This is a genomic window from Mycobacterium canetti CIPT 140010059 (assembly GCF_000253375.1).
Taxonomy (GTDB): domain Bacteria; phylum Actinomycetota; class Actinomycetes; order Mycobacteriales; family Mycobacteriaceae; genus Mycobacterium; species Mycobacterium tuberculosis.
This window is the reverse complement of the sequence record NC_015848.1, coordinates 3141271-3163969: the sequence shown is the minus strand read 5'-3', so window position 1 is coordinate 3163969 and position 22699 is coordinate 3141271. Positions and strand designations below refer to the sequence as shown.

The window sequence follows — 22699 nt, the reverse complement described above, 5'->3', positions numbered from 1 at the left end:
CTCCACTTCACAGGGTCGCTAGGGTGTTGAGTCGTGACCTGGAAAGGATCGGGGCAGGAGACCGTCGGCGCGGAGCCGACACTGTGGGCGGTCTCCGACCTGCATACCGGGCACCTGGGCAACAAACCCGTCGCTGAATCGCTGCACCCGTCCTCGCCGGATGACTGGCTGATCGTGGCCGGGGACGTCGCCGAACGCACCGACGAGATTCGCTGGTCGCTGGACCTGCTGCGGCGGCGGTTCGCCAAGGTGATCTGGGTGCCCGGAAACCACGAGCTGTGGACCACCAACCGGGATCCGATGCAGGTCTTCGGTCGCGCACGCTACGACTACCTGGTCAACATGTGTGACGAGATGGGCGTCGTCACCCCGGAGCATCCGTTTCCGGTATGGACCGAGCGGGGTGGCCCGGCCACCATCGTGCCGCTGTTTTTGCTGTACGACTACACCTTCCTGCCGCACGGCGCGAACAGTAAGGCCGAGGGCATCGCCATCGCGAAGGAACGCAACGTCGTGGCCACCGACGAGTTCCTGCTCTCACCCGAGCCGTACCCCACCCGCGACGCCTGGTGCCACGATCGGGTCGCGGCCACCCGGGCCCGTCTCGAACAGCTCGACTGGATGCAACCGACCGTGTTGGTCAACCACTTTCCGCTGGTGCGACAGCCCTGCGACGCGTTGTTCTACCCGGAATTCTCGCTGTGGTGCGGAACCACCAAGACCGCCGACTGGCACACCCGCTACAACGCCGTGTGCTCGGTCTATGGCCACCTACACATTCCGCGCACCACCTGGTACGACGGTGTGCGGTTCGAGGAGGTGTCGGTGGGTTACCCGCGGGAATGGCGCCGGCGCAAGCCCTACACCTGGCTGCGTCAGGTGCTGCCAGATCCTCAGTACGCCCCGGGCTACCTCAACGACTTCGGCGGTCATTTCGTGATCACACCCGAGATGCGCACGCAGGCCGCGCAGTTCCGGGAACGATTGCGGCAGCGGCAGTCCCGGTGACCACAGCCATGCTGGTGCCGTCGGTGTTGCCCGGAACGGTGGTCGGCGATCTGGCGTATGCGGAGTTGTACTCCGACCCACCGGGTCTGGCGCCGTTGCCCGAAGAAGAGCCGCTGATCGCCAAGTCGGTTACCAAGCGCCGCAACGAATTCATCACCGCGCGTCACTGCGCCCGCATCGCACTGGGCGATCTTGGTGTGCCGCCGGTGCCGATTCTCAAGGGCGACAAGGGCGAACCGCGTTGGCCGGACGGTGTGGTGGGCAGCCTCACCCACTGCACCGGCTACCGGGGCGCGGTCGTCGGGCGCACGGATGCGGTGCGCTCGGTGGGTATCGACGCCGAACCGCACGACGTGTTGCCGAACGGTGTGCTGGATGCGATCAGCTTGCCGGCTGAGCGCGCCGAGATGCCAGGCAGCCTGCCGGCCGAGCTGCACTGGGATCGAATCCTATTCTGTGCCAAGGAAGCAACGTACAAAGCGTGGTTTCCGCTGACCAAGAGGTGGCTGGGTTTCGAGGACGCGCACATCACGTTCGAGGCCGACCCGCCAGGCAACGCGGGTCGCTTCGTCTCCCGCATCCTGATCGACGGGTCCGCTTTGTCGGGTCCGGCGCTGACAACGCTGAGGGGACGATGGTCGGTCGAGCGCGGATTGGTGCTGACCGCGATCGTGCTATGAGCGCAACCGGCCCCGGAATCGTGGTTGTCGACAAGCCCGCCGGAATGACCAGCCACGACGTGGTGGGGCGGTGCCGCCGCATCTTTTCCACCCGCAGGGTGGGCCACGCGGGGACCCTGGACCCGATGGCCACCGGCGTGCTGGTGATCGGCATCGAGCGTGCCACCAAGATCCTCGGCCTGCTGACAGCGGCCTCGAAGTCGTATGCCGCCACTATCCGCTTGGGTCAGACCACATCCACCGAAGATGCCGAAGGTCAAGTGCTGCAATCGGTCCCGGCTGAGCACCTGACGGTCGAGGCGATCGAAGCCGCAATGGCCGGGCTGCGCGGTGAGATCCGGCAGGTGCCGTCGGCGGTCAGCGCCGTCAAAGTCGGCGGGCGTCGCGCCTACCGGCTGGCGCGCGAGGGCCAGGCCGTCGAGTTGCAAGCCCGGCCGGTGCGCATCGAGCGATTCGAGCTGGTGAGAATGCGGCGCGCGGCTGCCGGAATCGTCGATCTGGATGTCGAAGTCGACTGCTCGTCGGGAACCTACATCCGCGCGCTGGCCCGCGATCTCGGCGATGCGCTCGGCGTGGGCGGCCATGTGACGGCGTTGCGACGCATCCGTGTGGGCCGCTTCGCCTTGGACCAGGCGGTCACCCTCGACGACCTGGCGCGGCGGCCGCGGCTGAGCCTGAGCCTCGACGCGGCCTGCCTGCTGCTGTTCCCACCCCGCGATCTCACCGTCGAGGAGGCCGCCGCTGCCGGCAACGGCCGGCCGCTTTCGTCGGCCGGAATCGACGGCGTCTACGCCGCCCGTGACGCCGACGGGCGGGTGATCGCGCTGCTGCGCGACGAGGGTTCGCGGACCAAGTCGGTGGCGGTGCTCCGCCCGGCCTCAATGTAGGGGGATGCACCCCGCGTAGCGGGGTGAGGAGGAGCCGGGCAATTCGGTTGGAGCCCGGCCTCAATGTAGGGGGATGCACCCCGCGTAGCGGGGTGAGGAGGAGCCGGGCAATTCGGTTGGAGCCCGGCCTCAATGTAGGGGGATGGCAGCCCCAGACGCTCTGAGGGGCGTGCCTTTCCGCGAGCCTGAAATTCTGCAGACAAAGTGCGAGTAAGTGTCTGCAAAATTACACGCTCGGCGCGACGCAAAGGGCCCGGGTCCGCACGCGCGCCGGTCTAGGACGGCGCTGAACAAGGGTCGGGGTCCGCGAGTGTAACGTCACTGCGATATCTGGCGCGATTTTTCGCAGTGACGTTACGCTCGCAAGCGGGAGTGCCCCCAACTCGTGCGAGAGTCCCCCGCCCGGCGGCGGGTAACAGCTGAACCGGATGATCCGCACCCCTTGTTCAGCGCTGGTCTAGGTTGGACACTGGGCCGCTATTCAATTCGGAAGGGGCAACGATGCCTAACCAAGGGTCGAACAAGGTTTACGTCATTGGCGTGGGCATGACGAAGTTCGAAAAGCCCGGGCGACGCGAAGGCTGGGATTACCCGGACATGGCCAGGGAGTCGGGCACCAAAGCGCTGCGCGACGCCGGCATCGACTACCGCGAAGTTGAACAGGGCTACGTCGGCTACGTCTACGGAGAGTCGACGTCGGGTCAGCGGGCGCTCTACGAACTGGGCATGACCGGCATCCCGATCGTCAACGTCAACAACAACTGCTCGACGGGATCCACGGCGCTCTACCTCGGCGCGCAGGCCATCCGCGGCGGACTGGCCGATTGCGTGTTGGCGCTGGGCTTCGAGAAGATGCAGCCCGGAGCGCTGGGCGGTGGCGCCGACGACCGGGAGTCGCCGCTGGGCAGGCACGTCAAGGCGTTAGCCGAGATCGACGAGTTCGGCTTTCCGGTGGCGCCGTGGATGTTCGGGGCGGCCGGCCGCGAACACATGAAGAAATACGGCACCACCGCGGAGCATTTCGCGAAGATCGGCTACAAGAACCACAAGCACTCGGTCAACAACCCGTATGCACAGTTTCAGGACGAATACACCCTGGACGACATCTTGGCCTCAAAGATGATTTCCGACCCGCTGACCAAATTGCAGTGCTCTCCCACCTCCGACGGGTCGGCGGCGGTGGTGCTGGCCAGTGAGGATTACCTGGCCAACCACAACCTTGCCGGGCGGGCAGTGGAAATCGTCGGGCAGGCGATGACCACCGACTTCGCTTCCACCTTTGATGGCAGTGCCCGCAATATCATCGGCTACGACATGACTGTGCAAGCGGCACAACGGGTTTACCAGCAATCCGGACTCGGCCCGAAGGACTTCGGAGTGATCGAGCTGCACGACTGCTTCTCAGCCAACGAGCTACTGCTCTACGAGGCGCTCGGCCTGTGCGGGCCGGGCGAGGCGCCCGAGCTGATCGACGACAACCAGACCACCTACGGCGGACGCTGGGTCGTCAACCCATCCGGTGGGCTGATCTCCAAGGGCCATCCGCTGGGTGCGACGGGGTTGGCGCAGTGCGCGGAGCTGACCTGGCAGCTGCGCGGCACCGCCGAGGCGCGCCAGGTCGACAACGTGACCGCCGCGCTGCAACACAACATCGGGCTGGGCGGCGCCGCCGTGGTCACCGCATACCAACGGGCCGAACGTTGAGCCACGCGATCGGAGGGAGCACGCCATGTTCGAGTGGTCCGACACCGATCTAATGGTGCGCGACGCCGTTCGCCAGTTCATCGACAAGGAGATCCGCCCGCACCAAGACGCATTGGAAACCGGTGAACTGTCGCCGTATCCGATCGCGCGCAAGCTGTTCAGCCAGTTCGGTCTGGACGTGCTGCTTGCCGAGTCGGTCAACCAGATGCTGGATGGGGAGCGGGCTAAGCGGGAAAAGCGGGACAGCTCAGGCAGTTTCGGGCTGGCTGACCAGGCTTCGATGGTCGCGGTGCTGGTGTCCGAACTGGCCGGGGTCAGCATCGGATTGCTGAGCACGGTGGCCGTCAGCCTCGGGTTGGGCGCGGCGACGATCATGAGCCGCGGCACCCTGGCCCAACAGGAGCGCTGGGTGCCCACGCTGGTGACGCTGGAAAAGATCGCGGCCTGGGCCATTACCGAGCCAGACTCCGGCTCGGATGCGTTCGGCGGCATGAAGACTCACGTGACCCGCGACGGTGAAGACTACATCCTCAACGGGCACAAGACCTTCATCACCAACGGGCCGTACGCTGATGTCCTGGTGGTCTACGCCAAGCTCGCCGACGGTGAGCCCGCCTCAGATTGGCGTAACCGCCCGGTGCTGGTCTTTGTGCTCGATGCCGGCATGCCGGGCCTGACGCAGGGCAAGCCGTTCAAGAAGATGGGCATGATGTCTTCGCCGACCGGCGAGTTGTTCTTCGACAACGTGCGGCTGACCCCGGATCGCCTGCTTTGCGCCGAGGGGGACGGCCGCGACAGCGCCCGCGCCAATTTCGCCGTCGAACGCCTCGGCGTGGCGCTCATGTCGTTGGGCATCATCAACGAATGCCACCGGCTGTGTGTGGATTACGCAAAGACCCGCACGCTGTGGGGCCGTAACATCGGGCAGTTCCAACTGATCCAGTTGAAGTTGGCGAAAATGGAAGTTGCGCGGATCAACGTGCAGAACATGGTATTTCAGGCCATCGAGCGGCTCAAAGCCGGCAAACAGCTGACGCTGGCCGAGGCCTCGGCGATCAAGCTGTATTCCTCGGAGGCCGCCACCGATGTCGCGATGGAGGCCGTCCAGCTGTTCGGCGGCAACGGCTACATGGCCGAATATCGGGTGGAGCAGCTGGCCCGCGATGCCAAGTCGCTGATGATCTACGCCGGCAGCAACGAGGTCCAGGTAACCCACATCGCCAAGGGCCTGCTGGGCGAACCGGCTTCGCGAGCGTAACCGGACTGCGAAAATCCGTGCCGAAAATCGCAGCCACGTTACGCTCGCGGGCCAAAGCCGTCAGCTCACCACCCAGATTGCCTGGGCGGCCGGGCTCCCCAAGTCGACGGTGGCGCCCTCGGCCGAGTCGATTGCCACCGAGATCATGCCGGCGAACTCGCGCCGAGCCAGCACCCGCAGCCGCGAGTCCAGGCTGATTCCGATGCTGGCAAAGTATCGCAGCATCTGCGGGTCGGCATCGGAGATACGGGCCACCGTCCCTGTGTCGCCGTCGCGGCACGCCCACAGCTGACGAGCCGGTGGCGTGGGCACTTGCCCGTCGGCGCCCGGGATCGGGTCACCGTGCGGATCGCGCTGCGGGAACCCCAGCTTGGCGTCGATGCGGGCCATCAAGCGATCCGAGACCGCGTGCTCGAGCACCTCGGCCTCGTCGTGCACCTCGTCCCAGCGGTAACCGAGCTCGTTGACCAGGAATGTCTCCAGTAGCCGGTGCCGGCGCACCATTGCCAGCGCGGCTCGTCGCCCCGAATCGGTCAACGTCACCGCGCCGTACTTCTCGTGGTCGACCAAGCCCTGCTCGGCGAGCTTGCGAATGGACTCCGAGGCCGTGCTGGCCGACACCCCGATCCTCTCGGCCAGCATCTTGGTGCTGACCTTGTCCTGCGACCACTCCTGGGCGGTCCAGATGACCTTCAGATAGTCCTGCGCAACCGCGCTAAGATCGCCAGGCTCCTCGTCAGCCCTCACAACCAGAGAGTCTAGATACCGGCGTGACGGCGCGCTCGGTGCGCAGTCGGGGAAATGGCCGCCAACTCGGTCTCGACCAAACCGTCATCCGACCTGACGCATCGTTTCGATCCAGGTTTTCCAGCTGTCCTCGCCACGGGGCCGTACTCGGCTAGCCGGATAGTGCTGTGCCAGGCCGCCGGCCAAATCCAGCACGGCGTTGCGTGTCCTTCGCTTGAGAGAGCTGAAATCGACCGCCAAACCCGTGGCCAGATGCGGGTCGTAGGGAATCCGAAAGAAATCCGGAACGCGCTTCCTGAACTGGTTTTCGGCGGCCCCGCAATCCACAAATGACCGGGTTTTCTGGATTGCGTTGAGAACAACCACAGTGTGCTGAAGCAACCGGCCAAAGCCATGCGCCCCCAGCCAGTCCAGAGTGACCAACGCTCCCTCGACACCGCGCACGTCTTCGGATGCCACCACAACCAGACCAGTGACGTCGTTGAGGATATTGCTGAACAATGGCCCGTTGACCGGTGTGCCGCAATCAAGCAGTATGACGTTGCAGTGGGTTTCCAGGATCTGCATGGCGGCCCCATAGTCCTCCGGGCCAAACTTGTATGTCGATCGCGGATCATTCTGGGCACCAAGCATTTCCAGCCGGTCTTTGTTCATCACCGTGTGCACACGCACGTCCGCGTAGCGCTTGGTGTGCTGCGATGACACGAAATGCTCGATGTTGGTCTGCGGGCCACCGCGCTCACTGAACCGTGCTGACAGGTCGCCCAGGTCGGCATCGACGTCCACAGCCATCACCCGATCGCCGCGCAGCCGGGCGACGGCGTTGCCCACCAGCACCGTCATCGTGGTCTTACCTACGCCGCCCTTGGCAGAGACGAACGCCAACTTATGGACATCGGCCAGTGGAGCGCAGATACGCTGAATCAGCTCGTCGGTTTGCTCGCGCTTGGCGCTCGGTTCGGGATTCACCCGCCCGAAAGTCATTTTGGTTACCGCTTTGCGCCAACCGTCCCCGGCCGGCGGGCGGCGGCGAGCCACCAGGAGATCCCGGCCGTCGTCGTAAGGATGTCGAAACTTCGGTTGGGGGCTACCAGCCTGTTCCGCGGTGGTGTTTGTCCTGGGGGCATCACCGGTGGTCGTGGCGCTAAGTGCCACTCTGGCGGCGTCGTCGTCACCCAGTTCGCGCAGGCACCACGCCCTAGTGAGGGTCACATCGGCAGTCACCCGCGGATTGGTTGTCGAGACTTGCTCAGCGAGCTCCAACGCGAACTGGAATTGGCCCAGACTCGCCGCAGCGGTCGAGGCCAGCGCGGCCACCGCGTCAGCCACCTCGTCACGGACATCGGTGGCCCCGCTCGGCGGAGAAATTTCGGTGACCTTCAAAAGGTTGGACCAGGAGCGAGTTTTGTGGAACAGCGTCGCCATGACGAACTGGCGGTATTGGGCGGCGCCGGTGTCCTCCGTGATGACCGGGTCGTCCAGCGTTGCTGCCGCTTCATCGTGGCGGTCGGCGATGATTAGAGCGCTGGCGTACGCGAGCCCGATCGTGGCGCGCGACCACACCCGCAACCCCAGATACATCGGGGCCATGACCACGGCGGACAATTCGCCGTCCGTGAGGCCGACGCGGCGGGTTTCGCTGTACAGTGCTTCGGAGTGTTGATGGGCACCGGCCAAGGTATCAAGATGATGGTCGCCGCAGGCCAGAAGCCCCAACCAGCCATCGGACATGTCCGGGTTTTCGACTGTGAGGCGGCCAAAGGCCGCTCGGGCATTGGCCAGGTCTCCGGACTGGTAGCTCTTCACCGCGGCATCGAACATGCTGCGGCATTCTCTAAACGTACTCATCAGACCCACTCCCTGATCACCTGATCAATGGTCGGCGTAAAGCTTAAGACCAATCGTTCGGTATGCGCGCGCTAATTCTCTGGGACCGGCCACGGTGCCGCCGGCGTTCCCGGACGTGCTGCGCCAGGTGTCCGGCGGCCGCGTGCATGGTGTTCCCGGATCGGCCGCTGGCCAGAGCCCACCGGTGAATCTGGCGCCTGGCCGACCACCGTGCGCCGTAGGCTTGCGATCGTGCAGCGCTGGCGTGGCCAGGACGAGATCCCGACGGATTGGGGCAGATGCGTGCTCACCATCGGGGTATTTGACGGCGTGCACCGCGGGCACGCCGAACTGATCGCGCACGCGGTCAAGGCCGGCCGCGCTCGCGGTGTACCGGCCGTGCTGATGACGTTCGACCCGCACCCGATGGAGGTGGTCTATCCAGGCAGTCACCCGGCGCAGCTGACCACCCTGACCCGACGCGCGGAGCTCGTTCAAGACTTGGGCATCGAAGTGTTCCTGGTGATGCCGTTCACCACCGATTTCATGAAGCTCACGCCGGATCGCTTCATCCACGAGCTGCTCGTCGAGCACCTACATGTGGTGGAGGTCGTCGTCGGCGAGAACTTCACCTTCGGCAAAAAGGCCGCCGGCAATGTCGACACGCTGCGTCGGGCTGGCGAGCGGTTCGGGTTCGCGGTGGAATCGATGTCGTTGGTGTCCGAGCACCACAGCAACGAGACCGTGACGTTCTCCTCCACCTACATCCGGTCCTGCGTGGACGCCGGCGACATGGTGGCGGCCATGGAAGCTCTGGGCCGACCGCACCGCGTGGAGGGGGTTGTGGTGCGCGGTGAGGGGCGGGGCGCGGAGCTGGGCTTTCCCACCGCGAACGTGGCGCCGCCGATGTATTCGGCGATTCCGGCCGACGGCGTGTACGCCGCTTGGTTCACGGTGCTCGGGCATGGGCCGGTGACCGGCACGGTCGTCCCGGGTGAGCGCTACCAGGCCGCGGTGTCGGTCGGGACCAATCCCACCTTCTCCGGACGCACCCGCACCGTCGAAGCGTTCGTGCTGGACACCACCGCTGACCTCTACGGTCAACATGTGGCCTTGGACTTCGTTGGGCGTATCCGCGGCCAGAAGAAGTTCGAATCGGTGCGCCAGCTGGTCGCTGCGATGGGTGCCGATACCGAGCGGGCGCGTGACCTGTTGTCTAGGGGTTGATGGTTCTTGCGGTCGTCACCCCCGGCTGGCACCTGCGGCGTTTGTGTTTGGCCCCTCAACCCGCTGCTAGACTGCCCAACGACATCGGTGCGTGCTGCGGTTCGCGGTGGCCGTGCCCTGATATCCATGATCGCGAACCCGTTGATGGAGACATTTCGTGGCGCTGACAGCCGAGCAAAAAAAGGAGATTCTGCGCTCCTACGGCCTGCATGAGACCGATACCGGATCCCCGGAAGCACAGATCGCGTTGCTGACCAAACGCATCGCCGACCTCACCGAGCATCTCAAGGTGCACAAGCACGACCATCATTCGCGGCGAGGACTGCTGTTGCTGGTGGGCCGGCGGCGCCGGCTGATCAAGTACATCTCCCAGATCGATGTGGAGCGTTATCGTTCACTCATCGAGCGGCTGGGCCTGCGTCGCTGACCCGCGGCGTCGATGCGCGCCTGGCTCGCGGCCGCGACCACGGCCTTGTTCGTCGTGGCGACGGGGTGTTCGGCAGCGACCAACGTCGCCGAACTCAAGGTGGGGGACTGCGTCAAACTCGCCGGTACGCCCGACCGGCCGCAGGCCACTAAGGCGGAGTGCGGGAGCCCGGCGTCCAACTTCAAGGTCGTTGCCGTCGTGCAGGAGGACCACGCGGAATGCCCGGCCGACGTCGACTCCACCTATTCGATGCGCAACGCGTTCAACGGCTCTACCAACACCATTTGCCTGGACATCGATTGGGTGATTGGCGGTTGTATGAGCGTCGACCCTACCCACAACACCGACCCGTTCCGGGTGGACTGCGACGACGCCTCGGTGCCCCACCGGCAGCGGGCCACCCAGATCCTGAAAGATCTCGACGCTCCCGTCAGCGTCGACCAGTGCGCCAGCGGCGTGGGCTACGTCTACACTCAGCGACGGTTCGTGGTGTGCGTCGAGGATGTCACCGGCGGCCCGCGAAGCTGAGGCGGGGTAGCTCGGCAAAGCGAGTTCTACGCAAATGCCGCCGGTCGCCCGTGTAGAGTGAGAGCGTTCTGGGCCGGTTCGGCCCAGCAAATGGTGCGGTACGCGCAGAACCGCGTGTGCCGTTCCAGCCAGTCACTATGCATATCCAAGGGAGCACCCCCGGCCTGCATCGGGCGGTCCTCGGTAGTGGCTGCCGGGCTCTCCGGATCTGGGGCAGGTCGGCCGCTTCGATCGATGGCCGTAGCCGCATTCAGGCCCTTTCTCCTGGGAAGCTCTCGGGGTTCGGCGAACCCGCTGGATTGCGCGTGAGGACGCGAAACAGCTCAATAATCCAGAGAGGCCGCACGGACGTCATGTCTGCCGCTGAAATTGACGAAGGCGTGTTCGAGACGACCGCCACCATCGACAACGGGAGCTTTGGCACCCGGACCATCCGCTTCGAGACCGGCCGATTGGCCTTGCAGGCCGCCGGCGCGGTGGTCGCCTACCTCGACGACGACAACATGCTGCTGTCGGCGACCACCGCCAGCAAGAACCCCAAAGAACACTTCGACTTCTTCCCCCTCACGGTCGACGTCGAGGAGCGCATGTACGCGGCCGGCCGCATCCCCGGTTCGTTCTTCCGTCGCGAGGGCCGACCCTCCACCGACGCGATCCTGACCTGCCGGCTCATCGACCGCCCGCTGCGACCGTCGTTCGTCGACGGGCTGCGCAACGAGATCCAAATCGTGGTGACGATTCTCAGCCTGGATCCGGGCGATCTCTACGACGTATTGGCGATCAATGCGGCGTCGGCGTCCACCCAGCTGGGCGGTCTGCCGTTCTCCGGGCCCATCGGCGGTGTGCGGGTGGCGCTCATCGACGGCACCTGGGTCGGCTTCCCCACCGTCGACCAGATCGAGCGCGCCGTGTTCGACATGGTCGTGGCCGGCCGGATCGTCGAGGGTGATGTCGCCATCATGATGGTCGAAGCCGAGGCCACCGAAAATGTCGTCGAGCTCGTCGAAGGTGGTGCCCAAGCGCCCACGGAAAGCGTGGTGGCCGCAGGCCTGGAGGCGGCCAAGCCGTTTATCGCCGCGCTGTGCACCGCGCAGCAGGAGCTTGCCGATGCCGCTGGAAAGTCGGGCAAACCGACGGTTGACTTCCCGGTGTTCCCTGACTACGGCGAAGACGTGTACTACTCGGTGTCCTCGGTGGCCACCGACGAGTTGGCCGCCGCGTTGACCATCGGCGGTAAAGCCGAGCGCGACCAGCGCATCGACGAAATCAAGACCCAGGTTGTGCAGCGGCTCGCCGACACCTACGAGGGTCGCGAAAAGGAGGTTGGCGCCGCGTTGCGTGCCCTGACCAAGAAGCTGGTTCGGCAGCGCATCCTCACCGACCATTTCCGCATCGACGGCCGCGGCATCACCGACATTCGCGCATTGTCGGCCGAGGTGGCCGTGGTTCCGCGCGCGCACGGCAGCGCGCTGTTCGAACGCGGCGAAACCCAGATCCTGGGTGTGACCACACTCGACATGATCAAGATGGCCCAGCAGATCGACTCGTTGGGGCCGGAGACGTCGAAGCGGTACATGCACCACTACAACTTCCCGCCGTTCTCCACCGGCGAGACCGGTCGGGTCGGTTCGCCCAAGCGGCGTGAGATCGGGCACGGCGCACTGGCCGAGCGGGCCCTGGTGCCGGTGCTGCCGAGCATCGAGGAATTCCCGTATGCCATTCGCCAGGTGTCGGAGGCTCTGGGCTCCAACGGGTCGACCTCGATGGGGTCGGTGTGCGCGTCGACGCTGGCGCTGCTCAACGCCGGGGTGCCGCTCAAGGCGCCGGTGGCCGGCATCGCGATGGGCCTGGTCTCCGACGACATTCAAGTAGAAGGGGCGGTCGACGGCGTTGTGGAGCGTCGCTTCGTCACCCTCACCGACATCCTCGGCGCCGAAGACGCGTTCGGTGACATGGACTTCAAGGTCGCCGGGACCAAGGATTTCGTCACCGCGCTGCAGCTGGACACCAAACTCGACGGGATCCCTTCGCAGGTGCTTGCCGGAGCACTCGAGCAGGCCAAGGACGCCCGCCTCACGATCTTGGAGGTGATGGCTGAGGCCATCGATAGACCCGACGAAATGAGTCCGTATGCCCCGCGGGTGACCACCATCAAGGTTCCGGTGGACAAGATCGGGGAGGTCATCGGACCCAAGGGCAAGGTCATCAACGCCATCACCGAGGAGACCGGCGCGCAGATCTCCATCGAAGACGACGGCACCGTGTTCGTCGGCGCCACCGACGGGCCATCGGCACAGGCCGCGATCGACAAGATCAACGCCATCGCCAACCCGCAGCTGCCGACGGTGGGCGAACGGTTCCTCGGAACCGTGGTCAAGACCACCGATTTCGGTGCCTTTGTATCGTTGCTGCCTGGCCGCGACGGTCTGGTGCACATTTCCAAACTCGGCAAGGGCAAGCGCATCGCGAAGGTCGAGGACGTTGTCAATGTCGGTGACAAGCTGCGGGTGGAGATCGCCGACATCGACAAACGGGGCAAGATCTCCCTGATCCTGGTCGCCGACGAGGACAGCACCGCCGCCGCTACCGATGCCGCGACGGTCACCAGCTGACCCCGCGGCGGCGCTGGCGCCGCGGCGCACCACCCTGCCGGGCGGGCTGCGAGTGGTCACCGAATTCCTGCCCGCGGTGCACTCCGCGTCGGTCGGGGTGTGGGTCGGCGTCGGATCGCGCGACGAAGGCGCCACGGTGGCCGGGGCGGCGCACTTCCTTGAGCATTTGCTGTTCAAGTCGACGCCCACCCGCTCTGCCGTGGACATTGCGCAGGCGATGGACGCGGTGGGCGGGGAACTGAACGCATTCACCGCCAAGGAGCACACCTGCTACTACGCCCACGTGCTCGGCAGCGACTTGCCGTTGGCCGTCGACCTGGTCGCCGATGTGGTGCTCAACGGCCGCTGTGCCGCCGACGATGTCGAGGTGGAACGTGACGTCGTCCTCGAGGAGATCGCGATGCGCGACGACGACCCCGAGGACGCCTTGGCGGACATGTTCCTGGCGGCGTTGTTCGGCGACCACCCGGTCGGTCGCCCGGTGATCGGCAGCGCGCAATCCGTGTCGGTGATGACGCGGGCTCAACTGCAATCGTTTCACCTGCGGCGCTATACCCCGGAGCGGATGGTCGTCGCGGCCGCCGGCAATGTGGATCACGACGGGCTGGTTGCGTTGGTCCGCGAGCACTTCGGGTCCCGGTTGGTCCGGGGGAGACGGCCAGTTGCGCCGCGCAAGGGTACCGGCCGGGTCAACGGCAGCCCCCGGTTGACACTGGTTAGCCGCGACGCCGAACAGACGCATGTGTCGCTGGGCATCCGCACACCCGGGCGCGGCTGGGAGCATCGTTGGGCACTGTCGGTGCTGCACACCGCGCTGGGCGGTGGCTTGAGTTCCCGGCTGTTCCAGGAGGTCCGCGAGACCCGCGGGCTGGCCTACTCGGTCTACTCCGCGCTGGATCTCTTCGCCGACAGCGGCGCGCTTTCGGTGTACGCGGCCTGCCTGCCCGAACGCTTCGCCGACGTGATGCGGGTGACCGCCGATGTGCTGGAAAGCGTGGCACGCGACGGCATCACCGAGGCGGAATGCGGCATCGCCAAGGGATCGCTGCGGGGTGGGCTGGTGCTAGGGCTGGAGGATTCCAGCTCCCGGATGAGCCGGCTCGGCCGCAGCGAGTTGAACTACGGCAAGCACCGCAGCATCGAACACACCTTGCGGCAAATCGAGCAGGTCACCGTGGAGGAGGTCAACGCGGTGGCCCGCCGCCTGCTGAGCAGGCGCTACGGTGCTGCCGTTCTTGGCCCACACGGATCGAAACGATCACTGCCGCAACAACTTCGAGCGATGGTAGGGTAGCTCAAATGTCCGCTTCCTCACTCGCGCCGTGCCGGCGCTCGCCGTCGGCGAATTAGCCCGATGGTGTTGGGCTTCTGGGACATCGCGGTGCCGATCGTCGGCGCCCCGATGGCCGGCGGCCCGAGCACCCCGGCGTTGGCCGCGGCGGTGTCCAACGCTGGCGGGCTTGGTTTCGTCGCCGGCGGCTATCTGAGCGCGGACCGGCTCGCCGACGATATCGCCGCTGCGCGCGCCGCCACTACCGGTCCTATCGGAGCCAATCTGTTTGTGCCCCAACCCAGCGTCGCCGACTGGGCGCAGCTGGAGTATTACGCGGACGAGCTCGAAGAGGTCGCCGAGTACTACCACACCGAGGTGGGCCAGCCCGTCTATGGTGACGACGACGACTGGGTGCGCAAACTCGAGGTGGTAGCCGATGTCCGTCCGGAGGTGGTGTCGTTCACCTTCGGCGCGCCGCCGCCGGATGTCGTGCAGCGGTTGAGCGCGCTGGGACTGTTGGTCTCGATCACCGTGACGTCGGTCTACGAGGCCGGTGTGGCCATTGCCGCGGGCGCGGACAGCCTGGTGGTCCAGGGCCCGGCTGCCGGCGGGCACCGCGGCACGTTCGCGCCGGACATGGAACCCGGTACGGAGTCGCTGCACCAACTCCTCGATCGGATTGGCAGCGCCCATGATGTGCCGCTGGTTGCAGCCGGTGGCCTGGGCACGGCTGAGGACGTGGCCGCCGTGCTGCGCCGCGGAGCGATCGCCGCGCAGGTTGGTACCGCATTGCTGCTGGCCGACGAAGCCGGTACCAATGCCGCACACCGTGCCGCGCTGAAGAATCCAGAGTTCGATGCCACCCTGGTCACTCGGGCGTTCTCGGGTAGGTATGCGCGCGGTCTGGCCAACAACTTCACTCGCCTGCTCGACCACGTGGCGCCGCTGGGTTATCCGGAGGTCCACCAGATGACGAAGCCGATACGGGCGGCGGCGGTGCAGGCGGACGACCCGCACGGAACAAACCTTTGGGCGGGATCGGCGCACCGGAAGACCCGGCCGGGACCCGCGGCCGACATCATCGCTTCCCTTACTCCCGACGTGTGCTCGGCGTAACGAGCGGCCGAGAGTCAGGCCAGCACGCTGGCGGGCTCGGTGAACGGCACCCCCAGGTCGGTGGCCACCCGTTCGGACAGTAACGCCCCTTCGTGCGTCGAAAGACCTTTGGCTAGTGCCGGATTCGACCGGCACGCCGCCCGCCAGCCATGGTCGGCAAGCTCGAGCACATACGGCATCGTCGCGTTGGTCAGCGCGTAGGTCGACGTCTTCGGCACCGAGGCGGGCATGTTCGCCACGCAGTAAAACAGCGTGTCGTGCACGGCGAACGTCGGGTGGTCGTAGGTGGTCGGTCGTGAGCCTTCGAAACAGCCGCCCTGGTCGATGGCTATATCCACCAGTACCGCACCTGGTTTCATATGCGCGACAAGTGAATTCGAGACTAATTTGGGTGCCTTGGCGCCTGGCACCAGGACGGCCCCAATCACCAGGTCGGCACGTTTGACGGCACCCTCGAGCTCGTAGGCCGATGAGTAGCGAGTGTGGATCCGGCCGCAGAACTCGGCGTCGAGTTGCCGAAGTTTGTCGATGTTGATGTCTAGAACCGTAACGGTCGCGCCCATGCCGTTGGCGATGCGGGCTGCGTTGTAGCCGGCGGTGCCGGCGCCGATCACCACGACGTCGGCCGGTTCGACGCCGGGCACCCCGCCCATCAGCACACCGCGGCCCCCTTGGGTTCGCATCAGGTGGTAAGCGCCAACCTGGGCGGCGAGTCGACCGGCGACTTCGCTCATCGGGGCAAGCAGGGGTAGTGCGCCGTCGGCGGTCTGGACGGTCTCGTAGGCAATTGACGTGGTGCCGGAATCCAATAACGCATCGGTGCAAGCGCGTGACGCGGCCAAATGCAAGAACGTGAACAAGATCTGCCCGTGTCGCAGGCGGCCGTATTCCGCCGCTATCGGTTCTTTGACCTTGAGCAATAAATCAGCGTCGGCCCACACCTGGTCGGCGGTGCCGACCAGTTGCGCGCCTGCCGCCTTGAAATCCGCGTCGGTGATAGCCGAGCCCTCTCCGGCACCTGCCTGGATGAGCACCTCATGGCCACGACGGGTTAGTTCCGCGACGCCGGCCGGGGTGATGGCCACCCGGAATTCGTTGTTTTTGGTCTCGGTCGGAATACCGACGCGCATGATTACCCCTCTCGATACTGTACGCTTCAGTGTGAAGAAAGTTCGATTAATCTGCAAGATTGCTGATGATAATTCTTTTTCGAGGCCATATGCGTGATAATTCAACGGAACACAAGACTCGCCGGGCTGCCTCGTCGAAGGATGTTCGACCCGCTGAACTTGATGAGGTGGACCGCAGAATCCTGAGCTTGCTGCATGGCGATGCCAGAATGCCCAACAACGCGTTAGCGGACACTGTCGGGATAGCGCCGTCGACGTGTCACGGCCGGGTTCGGCGGTTGGTGGACCTCGGCGTGATCCGGGGGTTCTACACCGACATCGACCCGGTCGCGGTGGGTTTGCCGTTGCAGGCGATGATCTCGGTCAACTTGCAGTCGTCCGCTCGCGGGAAAATCCGCAGCTTCATCCAGCAGATCCGCCGCAAACGGCAGGTGATGGATGTCTACTTTCTGGCCGGCGCCGACGATTTCATCTTGCACGTCGCCGCTCGCGACACCGAGGACCTGCGTTCGTTCGTGGTCGAAAACCTCAATGCCGACGCCGACGTCGCAGGTACCCAGACGTCCCTGATCTTCGAGCATCTGCGCGGGGCGGCGCCCATCTAGAGCGGCCCGCCCAGCGGGCTATGATCGCGGGATGCCAGACCCTGATGGGCCTTCTGTGACGGTCACCGTTGAGATCGACGCCAATCCCGACCTGGTATACGGGCTGATCACTGATCTGCCGACACTGGCCTCGCTGGCCGAGGAAGTGGTGGCGATGCAGTTGCGCAAAGGCGACGATGTTCGCAAGGGAGCGGTGTTTGTCGGTCGCAACGAAAACGGTGGACGGCGCTGGACCACGACGTGCACCGTTACCGACGCCGATCCCGGTCGGGTTTTCGCTTTCGATGTACGGTCCGGCATTATTCCGATTTCACGCTGGCAATATGGCATCGTCGCTACCGAACACGGCTGTCGGGTTACGGAGAGCACCTGGGACCGGCGGCCCAGCTGGTTCCGCGCAGTTGCCCGGATGGCCACCGGCGTCAAGGATCGGGCGAGCGTAAACACCGAGCACATTCGACGCACCCTGCAGCGTCTCAAGGACCGAGCTGAGGCCGGGTAGCGAAAGTGCTGGCGGGACACTGATGGCGAGTCGCGTGCCGTAGCAAGTGCGTTGCTGCGCAATGGCATTACTGATGCCACCAGGTGCGAGTAGGCCGACGAGGGCGAGGCGACGAATTCGACACGGTGAAGCCGACATCGTCGGCTGCCGAGGCGCGGTGAACGTCGAGGTGCATTCGGCGCCAGGCTGGCGAGCAGGTTCTTCACCCCTCGGGTACGCGCAACTATACTTGCCAACACGTGATGTCTACTGGGGCGACATGTCGGGCATTTATGTAAACGCCGTGGCTACGTTTTCTGAGGGGGCAGCAATGGTCAGCGTCGATGACCGGGCGACGGGTCCGCACTCGTCAGAGTCGCGCGCCGCCGACCACGAACGTCTCGTCCTCGAGCCGCGAGATGTCGAATTCGACTGGACAAACCTGCCATTTCACTATGTGCCGAACGAGCCGATGGCCACCCACGTTCTCAACGTTCTGCATATGCTGCTGCCGGCCGGCGAGGAGTTCTTCGTCAGGGTCTTCAAGAAGACGCTGCCGCTGATCAAGGACGATCAACTGAGGCTGGACGTGCAAGGATTCATCGGTCAGGAGGCGATGCATTCCCAGGCGCACTCCGGCGTGGTTGACCACTTCGATGCCCAGGGTGTCGACGTGACAGCGTTTACCAACCAGATCAGGTGGCTGTTCGAAAAGCTGCTGGGGGAGAGTCCTCGGCGGAGCCCGCGACGACAGTACAGCTGGTTGCTAGAGCAGGTTTCGTTCATCGCGGCAATTGAGCACTACACCGCCGTCATGGGCGAGTGGATCCTGAATTCCCCGCAGCTCGATGCCGTCGGTGCAGACCCCGTGATGCTGGACATGCTGCGGTGGCACGGTGCAGAAGAAGTCGAGCACAAAGCCGTGGCCTTCGACACCATGAAGCACTTGCGCGCCGGTTACTGGCGGCAGGTGCGTGCCCAGCTGACCGTTACCCCGGTGATGTTGCTGCTGTGGATTCGCGGAGTGCGGTTCATGTATTCGGTGGATCCGTACCTGCCACCGGGGACAAAGCCGCGCTGGCGGGACTATTTCAAGGCCGCACGCCGTGGTTTGGTGCCCGGGCTGCCGCGGCTGCTTCGGGTCGTGGGGCACTACTACAAGCCGGGTTTTCACCCGTCCCAGCTGGGCGGGCTGGGGGCGGCCGTGGACTACCTGGCCGTCTCGCCCGCCGCGCGAGCGTCGCACTGATCGGTGACGATCCGTAGGAATGGCGGAGCGCACCGTGCCAGAGACCAGCTGGGCCAGTAGGCCCGCCGACCTTTACGGTCGCCGCAGCCGGGACCGCTTCTTCACAGCGCTGTGGGGTGTACGAGCGTTATTGGGAGGATTGGGCGCGGCCTCGCGGTGGGAACCGTCGCGGGTGCAGCCGGTGCGGCGCACGAATCCCGCGGTGGTTACCAAGCGCGAGCTGGTCGCTCCCGACGTGGTGGCGTTGACGTTGGCTGACCCCGGTGGCGGATTGCTCCCGGCCTGGTCGCCCGGTGGGCACATCGACGTGCAGCTGCCCTCGGGGCGGCGCCGACAGTACTCGTTGTGCGGTGTGCCCGGACGGCGTACGGACTACCGGATCGCCATTCGCAGAATCGCGGACGGCGGCGGCGGTTCGATCGAGATGCACGAGGCCTTCGACGTAGGTGACACGTGCGAGTTCGAAGGTCCCCGCAACGCCTTCCATCTCGGTCTGGCCGAGCGTGACGTGCTTTTCGTGATCGGCGGTATCGGGGTGACGCCCATCCTGCCGATGATCCGGGCCGCCGAACAGCGCGGAATCGACTGGCGCGCAATCTATGCCGGTCGCGGTCGGGAGTACATGCCGTTCCTGGACGAGGTAGTGGCGGTGGCACCCGGCCGGGTCACGGTGTGGGCCGACGACGAGCACGGTCGTTTTGCGTCTGTCGATGAACTGTTGGCCGGCGCAGGGCCGACGACGGCCGTTTACGTGTGCGGGCCGCCCGGGATGTTAGAAGCGGTGCGCGTGGCCCGCAATCAACACGCCGACGCGCCGCTGCATTACGAGCGATTCAGCCCGCCGCCGGTTGTCGACGGAGTTCCGTTCGAGCTGGAGCTCGCACGGTCGAGGCGAGTGCTCCGAGTTCCGGCGAACCGGTCGGCGCTGGACGTCATGCTCGACTGGGACCCGACGACGGCATACTCCTGCCAGCAGGGCTTCTGCGGGACCTGCAAGGTGAGAGTCCTTGCCGGGCAGGTCGACCGCCGCGGCCGCATCATCGAAGGCGATAACGAGATGCTGGTCTGTGTGTCGCGGGCCGTGAGCGGTCGGGTGGTTATCGACGCCTGATGCTTACCCGGGCGGGGCGGATCGATAAAGCCGGTAGCCCACATGGGGCACGTTCACACCTGACAGTGGTTTCCACGTGAAAGTGCGGCCGTCAATGTGAAAGTCCTTCTTCTCGTAGAAGCCGCGTGCCTTGCTGTTCTTCTCGGCGCACCACAAAATCATGTCGGCTGACGGATGTGAGTGCAGGGCCCTGTTGAGGAGGCGCCCGCCAATGCCGTGACGTTGACTGTTCTCGGCTACATACAAAGCGTCGATTTGAATGCGATCAGGATGAGCAATGTCGGGCCCGAACATCGTCATACCTATTGGCTGACCACCAGACTCGGCGATCCACATACTCCAGCCGCCGCGTTTCAGGCTTTGCGGGTAAGACTCCTCGACCCACAGCTTCGGCGAACCGATCATGTCGAGTAGGTACGGGTCGAGGATTCCGGTCCAGGATTGTCGCCAAACCGGATAGTGCATCGCCGCCACCTTCGGGAAATCGATCGGTTTGGCTGCACGAATCCTGATATTGCTGGGTTTCACATGAGCACCTTCGCTGCTGACGCCTCGGATCATTAAAGCCTAGATAGGTCGTGGGCGCAGTCGCGGCGGTCAGCGCGTAGTTGTTTGGTGTGGGCACCGCGGTCGAGGTGGGGTGGCGGGATCCCTGCGGTTTGGCCGTTGGGGAGCTTCGTTGTGCACCAGCCGTTTCCGACCAACCTGTGGTGGGATGTGCCGGTTGCCCACTGGTCGATATGGTGGACTTCGCACCGGTCACCGGGTGCGTGGCAGTTGGGTCGACCATGGGTGCGGTGCCCGCGTTGCTGCGGGTCCGTTTCCCGTGGCCGCCCTTCGAACCGGACGTGCGACTTTCACCGTATCTGGCTCTTCACGGAATCTGCCGATGGGGTGGTTCAGACAGCTGCGACAGAACTACCGTGCAGGTCTTTCACCTCCACTCGATCAACAAGCGCCTCACGGCGCACGCCCAGCTGGGTGCAGCCGCGGTCGTTGGCCTCGAGGACGGCCCGGTCTAGGGTGAAGGCCATGCGGGTAGGCGTCCTTGGAGCCAAAGGCAAGGTCGGAGCGACGATGGTGCGGGCGGTGGCGGCCGCCGACGACCTGACCCTATCCGCCGAGCTGGATGCCGGCGATCCGCTGAGCCTGCTAACGGACGGTAACACCGAGGTCGTCATCGACTTCACCCACCCGGACGTGGTGATGGGCAATCTGGAGTTCCTCATCGACAACGGAATTCACGCCGTGGTCGGTACCACGGGGTTCACCGCCGAGCGGTTTCAACAAGTCGAATCGTGGCTCGTCGCAAAACCCAACACATCGGTGTTGATAGCGCCAAACTTCGCGATCGGAGCGGTGCTGTCCATGCATTTCGCCAAGCAGGCCGCACGGTTTTTCGACTCGGCCGAGGTCATTGAGCTGCATCATCCGCACAAGGCTGACGCGCCGTCAGGCACGGCCGCGCGTACCGCGAAGCTGATCGCCGAGGCCCGAAAAGGCTTGCCGCCCAATCCCGATGCCACCAGTACCAGCCTGCCGGGCGCGCGTGGTGCCGACGTCGACGGCATACCGGTGCACGCGGTGCGGCTGGCCGGACTGGTCGCCCACCAGGAGGTGCTGTTCGGGACCGAGGGGGAGACTCTGACCATCCGCCACGATAGCCTCGATCGCACATCGTTTGTGCCCGGTGTGCTGTTGGCGGTGCGCCGCATCGCCGAACGCCCTGGTCTCACCGTAGGTCTTGAGCCCCTACTCGATCTGCACTGACCGACACTGTGATGACCAGGCGCACCCTGTATGTCCAGTTGATAATCGCGTTCATGTGCGTGGCGATGGTGGCGTACCTGGTTATGCTCGGGCGTGTCGCCGTCGCAATGATCGGTTCGGGCCGCGCCGCGGCTGCCGGGCTGGGGCTGGCGCTGCTGATCCTGCCGGTCATTGGGCTGTGGGCCATGATTGCCACGCTGCGGGCCGGATTCGCGTATCAGCGGCTGGCCCGTCTGATCGCCGAAGACGGACTGGACATCGACGCCAGCGCGCTGCCCCGCCGGGCTTCTGGCCGCATTCAGCGAGACGCGGCCGATGCGTTGTTCGCTGCCGTGCGCACCGAGCTCGAAGACGACGCCGACGACTGGCGCCGCTGGTACCGACTGGCGCGCGCCTACGACTACGCGGGGGATCGGCGCCGCGCGCGGGAAGCGATGAAGACGGCCCTACAGCTAGAGGGGCGCGCTAGGCCGGGGGCCAGATGACCACGTTGCCGGCCTTGGGCTACCTGTCCGGAGCGCTTCTGCACGCTTTGGTCGATTACCCCACTTTTAGTGACAGGGTCCTGCGGTGCGGCGCTTGCTGATCGTGCACCACACGCCGTCTCCGCACATGCAGGAGATGTTTGAGGCGGTGGTGTCCGGCGCGACCGATCCCGAGATTGAGGGCGTCGAGGTGGTGAGACGACCCGCCCTGACGGTTTCGCCGATCGAGATGCTGGAGGCTGACGGCTATCTGCTGGGTACCCCAGCCAATCTGGGGTACATCAGTGGTGCTCTAAAGCATGCCTTCGATGTCTGCTATTACCCCTGCCTGGACACCACCCGTGGGCGTTCGTTCGGCGCGTACATTCACGGCAACGAGGGCACCGAGGGAGCCGAGCGAGCCGTCGACGCCATCACAACCGGCCTGGGTTGGGTGCAAGCCGCTGAGACTGTAGTGGTGATGGGCAAGCCGAGCAAGGCCGATATCGAGGCGTGCTGGAACCTCGGAGCAACCGTCGCTGCGCAGTTAATGGGATGATTTGGGCGCCATCGACGCCGTGGCGAGCGTGGTGCC

Annotated in this window: 23 protein-coding genes; 19 read left to right on the top strand and 4 right to left on the bottom strand. The window is 65.1% G+C overall.

The window, feature by feature from the left end:
* Positions 1–33 precede the first annotated feature (33 nt).
* The 5 genes from MCAN_RS14795 (at position 34) to MCAN_RS14775 (ending at position 5537) form a co-directional block, all read left to right on the top strand.
* Positions 34–1008 carry a metallophosphoesterase family protein gene (locus MCAN_RS14795; RefSeq protein ID WP_014001424.1) on the top strand — a complete coding sequence of 325 codons (975 nt, stop codon included), beginning with the start codon at positions 34–36 and terminating at the stop codon, positions 1006–1008.
* A complete protein-coding gene (pptT, locus tag MCAN_RS14790; RefSeq protein ID WP_014001423.1) occupies positions 1005–1688 on the top strand; it encodes a 4'-phosphopantetheinyl transferase PptT in 684 nt (227 codons plus the stop codon). The genes MCAN_RS14795 and pptT overlap by 4 nt, the downstream gene beginning before the upstream one ends.
* Positions 1685–2575 (top strand): tRNA pseudouridine(55) synthase TruB, encoded by an 891-nt coding sequence (truB, locus tag MCAN_RS14785; RefSeq protein WP_014001422.1) that lies wholly within the window; start codon positions 1685–1687, stop codon positions 2573–2575. Before pptT ends, truB begins: the two co-directional genes overlap by 4 nt.
* 501 nt (positions 2576–3076) lie before the next feature.
* Positions 3077–4279, top strand: a complete 1203-nt coding sequence (locus tag MCAN_RS14780) for a lipid-transfer protein (RefSeq protein ID WP_014001421.1) — start codon at positions 3077–3079, stop codon at positions 4277–4279.
* A 25-nt stretch (positions 4280–4304) separates the two neighbouring features.
* On the top strand, positions 4305–5537 hold the full coding sequence (locus MCAN_RS14775; RefSeq protein ID WP_003414139.1) for an acyl-CoA dehydrogenase family protein: 1233 nt from the start codon (positions 4305–4307) through the stop codon (positions 5535–5537).
* 60 nt (positions 5538–5597) lie between these two features.
* Here the strand turns inward: MCAN_RS14775 and mntR are convergent, their stop codons facing one another.
* Positions 5598–6284 (bottom strand): manganese-binding transcriptional regulator MntR, encoded by a 687-nt coding sequence (mntR, locus tag MCAN_RS14770; protein WP_014001420.1) that lies wholly within the window; start codon positions 6282–6284, stop codon positions 5598–5600.
* An 84-nt stretch (positions 6285–6368) separates the two neighbouring features.
* Positions 6369–8132, bottom strand: a complete 1764-nt coding sequence (locus MCAN_RS14765; protein ID WP_014001419.1) for a nucleotide-binding protein — start codon at positions 8130–8132, stop codon at positions 6369–6371.
* A 231-nt stretch (positions 8133–8363) separates the two neighbouring features.
* Between MCAN_RS14765 and MCAN_RS14760 the strand changes: the two genes are divergently transcribed.
* The 6 genes from MCAN_RS14760 (at position 8364) to MCAN_RS14735 (ending at position 15294) form a co-directional block, all read left to right on the top strand.
* Positions 8364–9338 carry a bifunctional riboflavin kinase/FAD synthetase gene (locus MCAN_RS14760; RefSeq protein ID WP_041180129.1) on the top strand — a complete coding sequence of 325 codons (975 nt, stop codon included), beginning with the start codon at positions 8364–8366 and terminating at the stop codon, positions 9336–9338.
* A gap of 157 nt (positions 9339–9495) precedes the next feature.
* Positions 9496–9765: a 30S ribosomal protein S15 gene (gene rpsO, locus MCAN_RS14755; RefSeq protein ID WP_003414128.1), complete on the top strand. Its 270-nt coding sequence runs from the start codon at positions 9496–9498 to the stop codon at positions 9763–9765.
* A gap of 12 nt (positions 9766–9777) precedes the next feature.
* Entirely contained in the window at positions 9778–10293 is a 516-nt protein-coding gene (gene lppU / locus MCAN_RS14750; protein WP_014001417.1) for an LppU family putative lipoprotein, read from the top strand.
* Between the two features lie 353 nt (positions 10294–10646).
* Positions 10647–12905, top strand: coding sequence for a polyribonucleotide nucleotidyltransferase (locus MCAN_RS14745; RefSeq protein ID WP_014001416.1), 2259 nt, complete (start codon positions 10647–10649; stop codon positions 12903–12905).
* Complete coding sequence (locus MCAN_RS14740) at positions 12883–14199, top strand: M16 family metallopeptidase (protein ID WP_014001415.1); 1317 nt, start codon at positions 12883–12885, stop codon at positions 14197–14199. Before MCAN_RS14745 ends, MCAN_RS14740 begins: the two co-directional genes overlap by 23 nt.
* A gap of 60 nt (positions 14200–14259) precedes the next feature.
* The gene (locus MCAN_RS14735) at positions 14260–15294 is read left to right on the top strand and encodes a nitronate monooxygenase (protein ID WP_003899478.1); all 1035 of its coding nucleotides are present in this window, start codon (positions 14260–14262) and stop codon (positions 15292–15294) included.
* Between the two features lie 14 nt (positions 15295–15308).
* On the opposite strand, the gene ald is transcribed toward MCAN_RS14735, so the two are convergent.
* Positions 15309–16424, bottom strand: a complete 1116-nt coding sequence (ald, locus tag MCAN_RS14730) for an alanine dehydrogenase (protein WP_003899477.1) — start codon at positions 16422–16424, stop codon at positions 15309–15311.
* Positions 16425–16489: 65 nt separating this feature from the next.
* On the opposite strand from ald, the gene aldR reads away from it, so the two are divergent.
* From aldR to MCAN_RS14710, 4 genes are all read left to right on the top strand, one after another.
* Complete coding sequence (gene aldR, locus MCAN_RS14725) at positions 16490–17029, top strand: HTH-type transcriptional regulator AldR (RefSeq protein WP_003899476.1); 540 nt, start codon at positions 16490–16492, stop codon at positions 17027–17029.
* Between the two features lie 31 nt (positions 17030–17060).
* Entirely contained in the window at positions 17061–17531 is a 471-nt protein-coding gene (locus tag MCAN_RS14720) for an SRPBCC family protein (RefSeq protein ID WP_003899475.1), read from the top strand.
* 157 nt (positions 17532–17688) lie between these two features.
* Positions 17689–18759, top strand: a complete 1071-nt coding sequence (locus tag MCAN_RS14715; RefSeq protein ID WP_003414107.1) for a metal-dependent hydrolase — start codon at positions 17689–17691, stop codon at positions 18757–18759.
* Positions 18760–18778: 19 nt separating this feature from the next.
* Positions 18779–19870 carry a PDR/VanB family oxidoreductase gene (locus MCAN_RS14710; RefSeq protein ID WP_003900572.1) on the top strand — a complete coding sequence of 364 codons (1092 nt, stop codon included), beginning with the start codon at positions 18779–18781 and terminating at the stop codon, positions 19868–19870.
* Between the two features lie 3 nt (positions 19871–19873).
* On the opposite strand, the gene MCAN_RS14705 is transcribed toward MCAN_RS14710, so the two are convergent.
* Positions 19874–20431: a GNAT family N-acetyltransferase gene (locus MCAN_RS14705; protein WP_003899472.1), complete on the bottom strand. Its 558-nt coding sequence runs from the start codon at positions 20429–20431 to the stop codon at positions 19874–19876.
* Between the two features lie 56 nt (positions 20432–20487).
* Here MCAN_RS14705 and MCAN_RS14700 point away from each other — a divergent pair, with 56 nt between their 5' ends.
* From MCAN_RS14700 to MCAN_RS14685, 4 genes are all read left to right on the top strand, one after another.
* Complete coding sequence (locus MCAN_RS14700) at positions 20488–20892, top strand: hypothetical protein (RefSeq protein ID WP_014001414.1); 405 nt, start codon at positions 20488–20490, stop codon at positions 20890–20892.
* A gap of 10 nt (positions 20893–20902) precedes the next feature.
* A complete protein-coding gene (gene dapB / locus MCAN_RS14695) occupies positions 20903–21640 on the top strand; it encodes a 4-hydroxy-tetrahydrodipicolinate reductase (RefSeq protein WP_003414099.1) in 738 nt (245 codons plus the stop codon).
* A gap of 11 nt (positions 21641–21651) precedes the next feature.
* Positions 21652–22125, top strand: coding sequence for a hypothetical protein (locus MCAN_RS14690; RefSeq protein ID WP_003414097.1), 474 nt, complete (start codon positions 21652–21654; stop codon positions 22123–22125).
* An 85-nt stretch (positions 22126–22210) separates the two neighbouring features.
* The gene (locus tag MCAN_RS14685) at positions 22211–22663 is read left to right on the top strand and encodes a flavodoxin family protein (protein WP_003414091.1); all 453 of its coding nucleotides are present in this window, start codon (positions 22211–22213) and stop codon (positions 22661–22663) included.
* Positions 22664–22699: the final 36 nt, after the last annotated feature.

Coding starts and splice junctions, on each gene's coding strand:
- MCAN_RS14765 (WP_014001419.1), bottom strand. CDS start 8,132: ATGAGTACGTTTAGAGAATGCCGCAGCATGTTCGATGCCGCGGTGAAG.
- MCAN_RS14705 (WP_003899472.1), bottom strand. CDS start 20,431: ATGATCCGAGGCGTCAGCAGCGAAGGTGCTCATGTGAAACCCAGCAAT.
- MCAN_RS14690 (WP_003414097.1), top strand. CDS start 21,652: ATGACCAGGCGCACCCTGTATGTCCAGTTGATAATCGCGTTCATGTGC.
- MCAN_RS14720 (WP_003899475.1), top strand. CDS start 17,061: ATGCCAGACCCTGATGGGCCTTCTGTGACGGTCACCGTTGAGATCGAC.
- MCAN_RS14780 (WP_014001421.1), top strand. CDS start 3,077: ATGCCTAACCAAGGGTCGAACAAGGTTTACGTCATTGGCGTGGGCATG.
- MCAN_RS14710 (WP_003900572.1), top strand. CDS start 18,779: ATGGCGGAGCGCACCGTGCCAGAGACCAGCTGGGCCAGTAGGCCCGCC.
- MCAN_RS14735 (WP_003899478.1), top strand. CDS start 14,260: ATGGTGTTGGGCTTCTGGGACATCGCGGTGCCGATCGTCGGCGCCCCG.
- dapB (WP_003414099.1), top strand. CDS start 20,903: ATGCGGGTAGGCGTCCTTGGAGCCAAAGGCAAGGTCGGAGCGACGATG.
- MCAN_RS14745 (WP_014001416.1), top strand. CDS start 10,647: ATGTCTGCCGCTGAAATTGACGAAGGCGTGTTCGAGACGACCGCCACC.
- truB (WP_014001422.1), top strand. CDS start 1,685: ATGAGCGCAACCGGCCCCGGAATCGTGGTTGTCGACAAGCCCGCCGGA.
- MCAN_RS14775 (WP_003414139.1), top strand. CDS start 4,305: ATGTTCGAGTGGTCCGACACCGATCTAATGGTGCGCGACGCCGTTCGC.
- lppU (WP_014001417.1), top strand. CDS start 9,778: ATGCGCGCCTGGCTCGCGGCCGCGACCACGGCCTTGTTCGTCGTGGCG.
- MCAN_RS14740 (WP_014001415.1), top strand. CDS start 12,883: ATGCCGCGACGGTCACCAGCTGACCCCGCGGCGGCGCTGGCGCCGCGG.
- aldR (WP_003899476.1), top strand. CDS start 16,490: ATGATAATTCTTTTTCGAGGCCATATGCGTGATAATTCAACGGAACAC.
- ald (WP_003899477.1), bottom strand. CDS start 16,424: ATGCGCGTCGGTATTCCGACCGAGACCAAAAACAACGAATTCCGGGTG.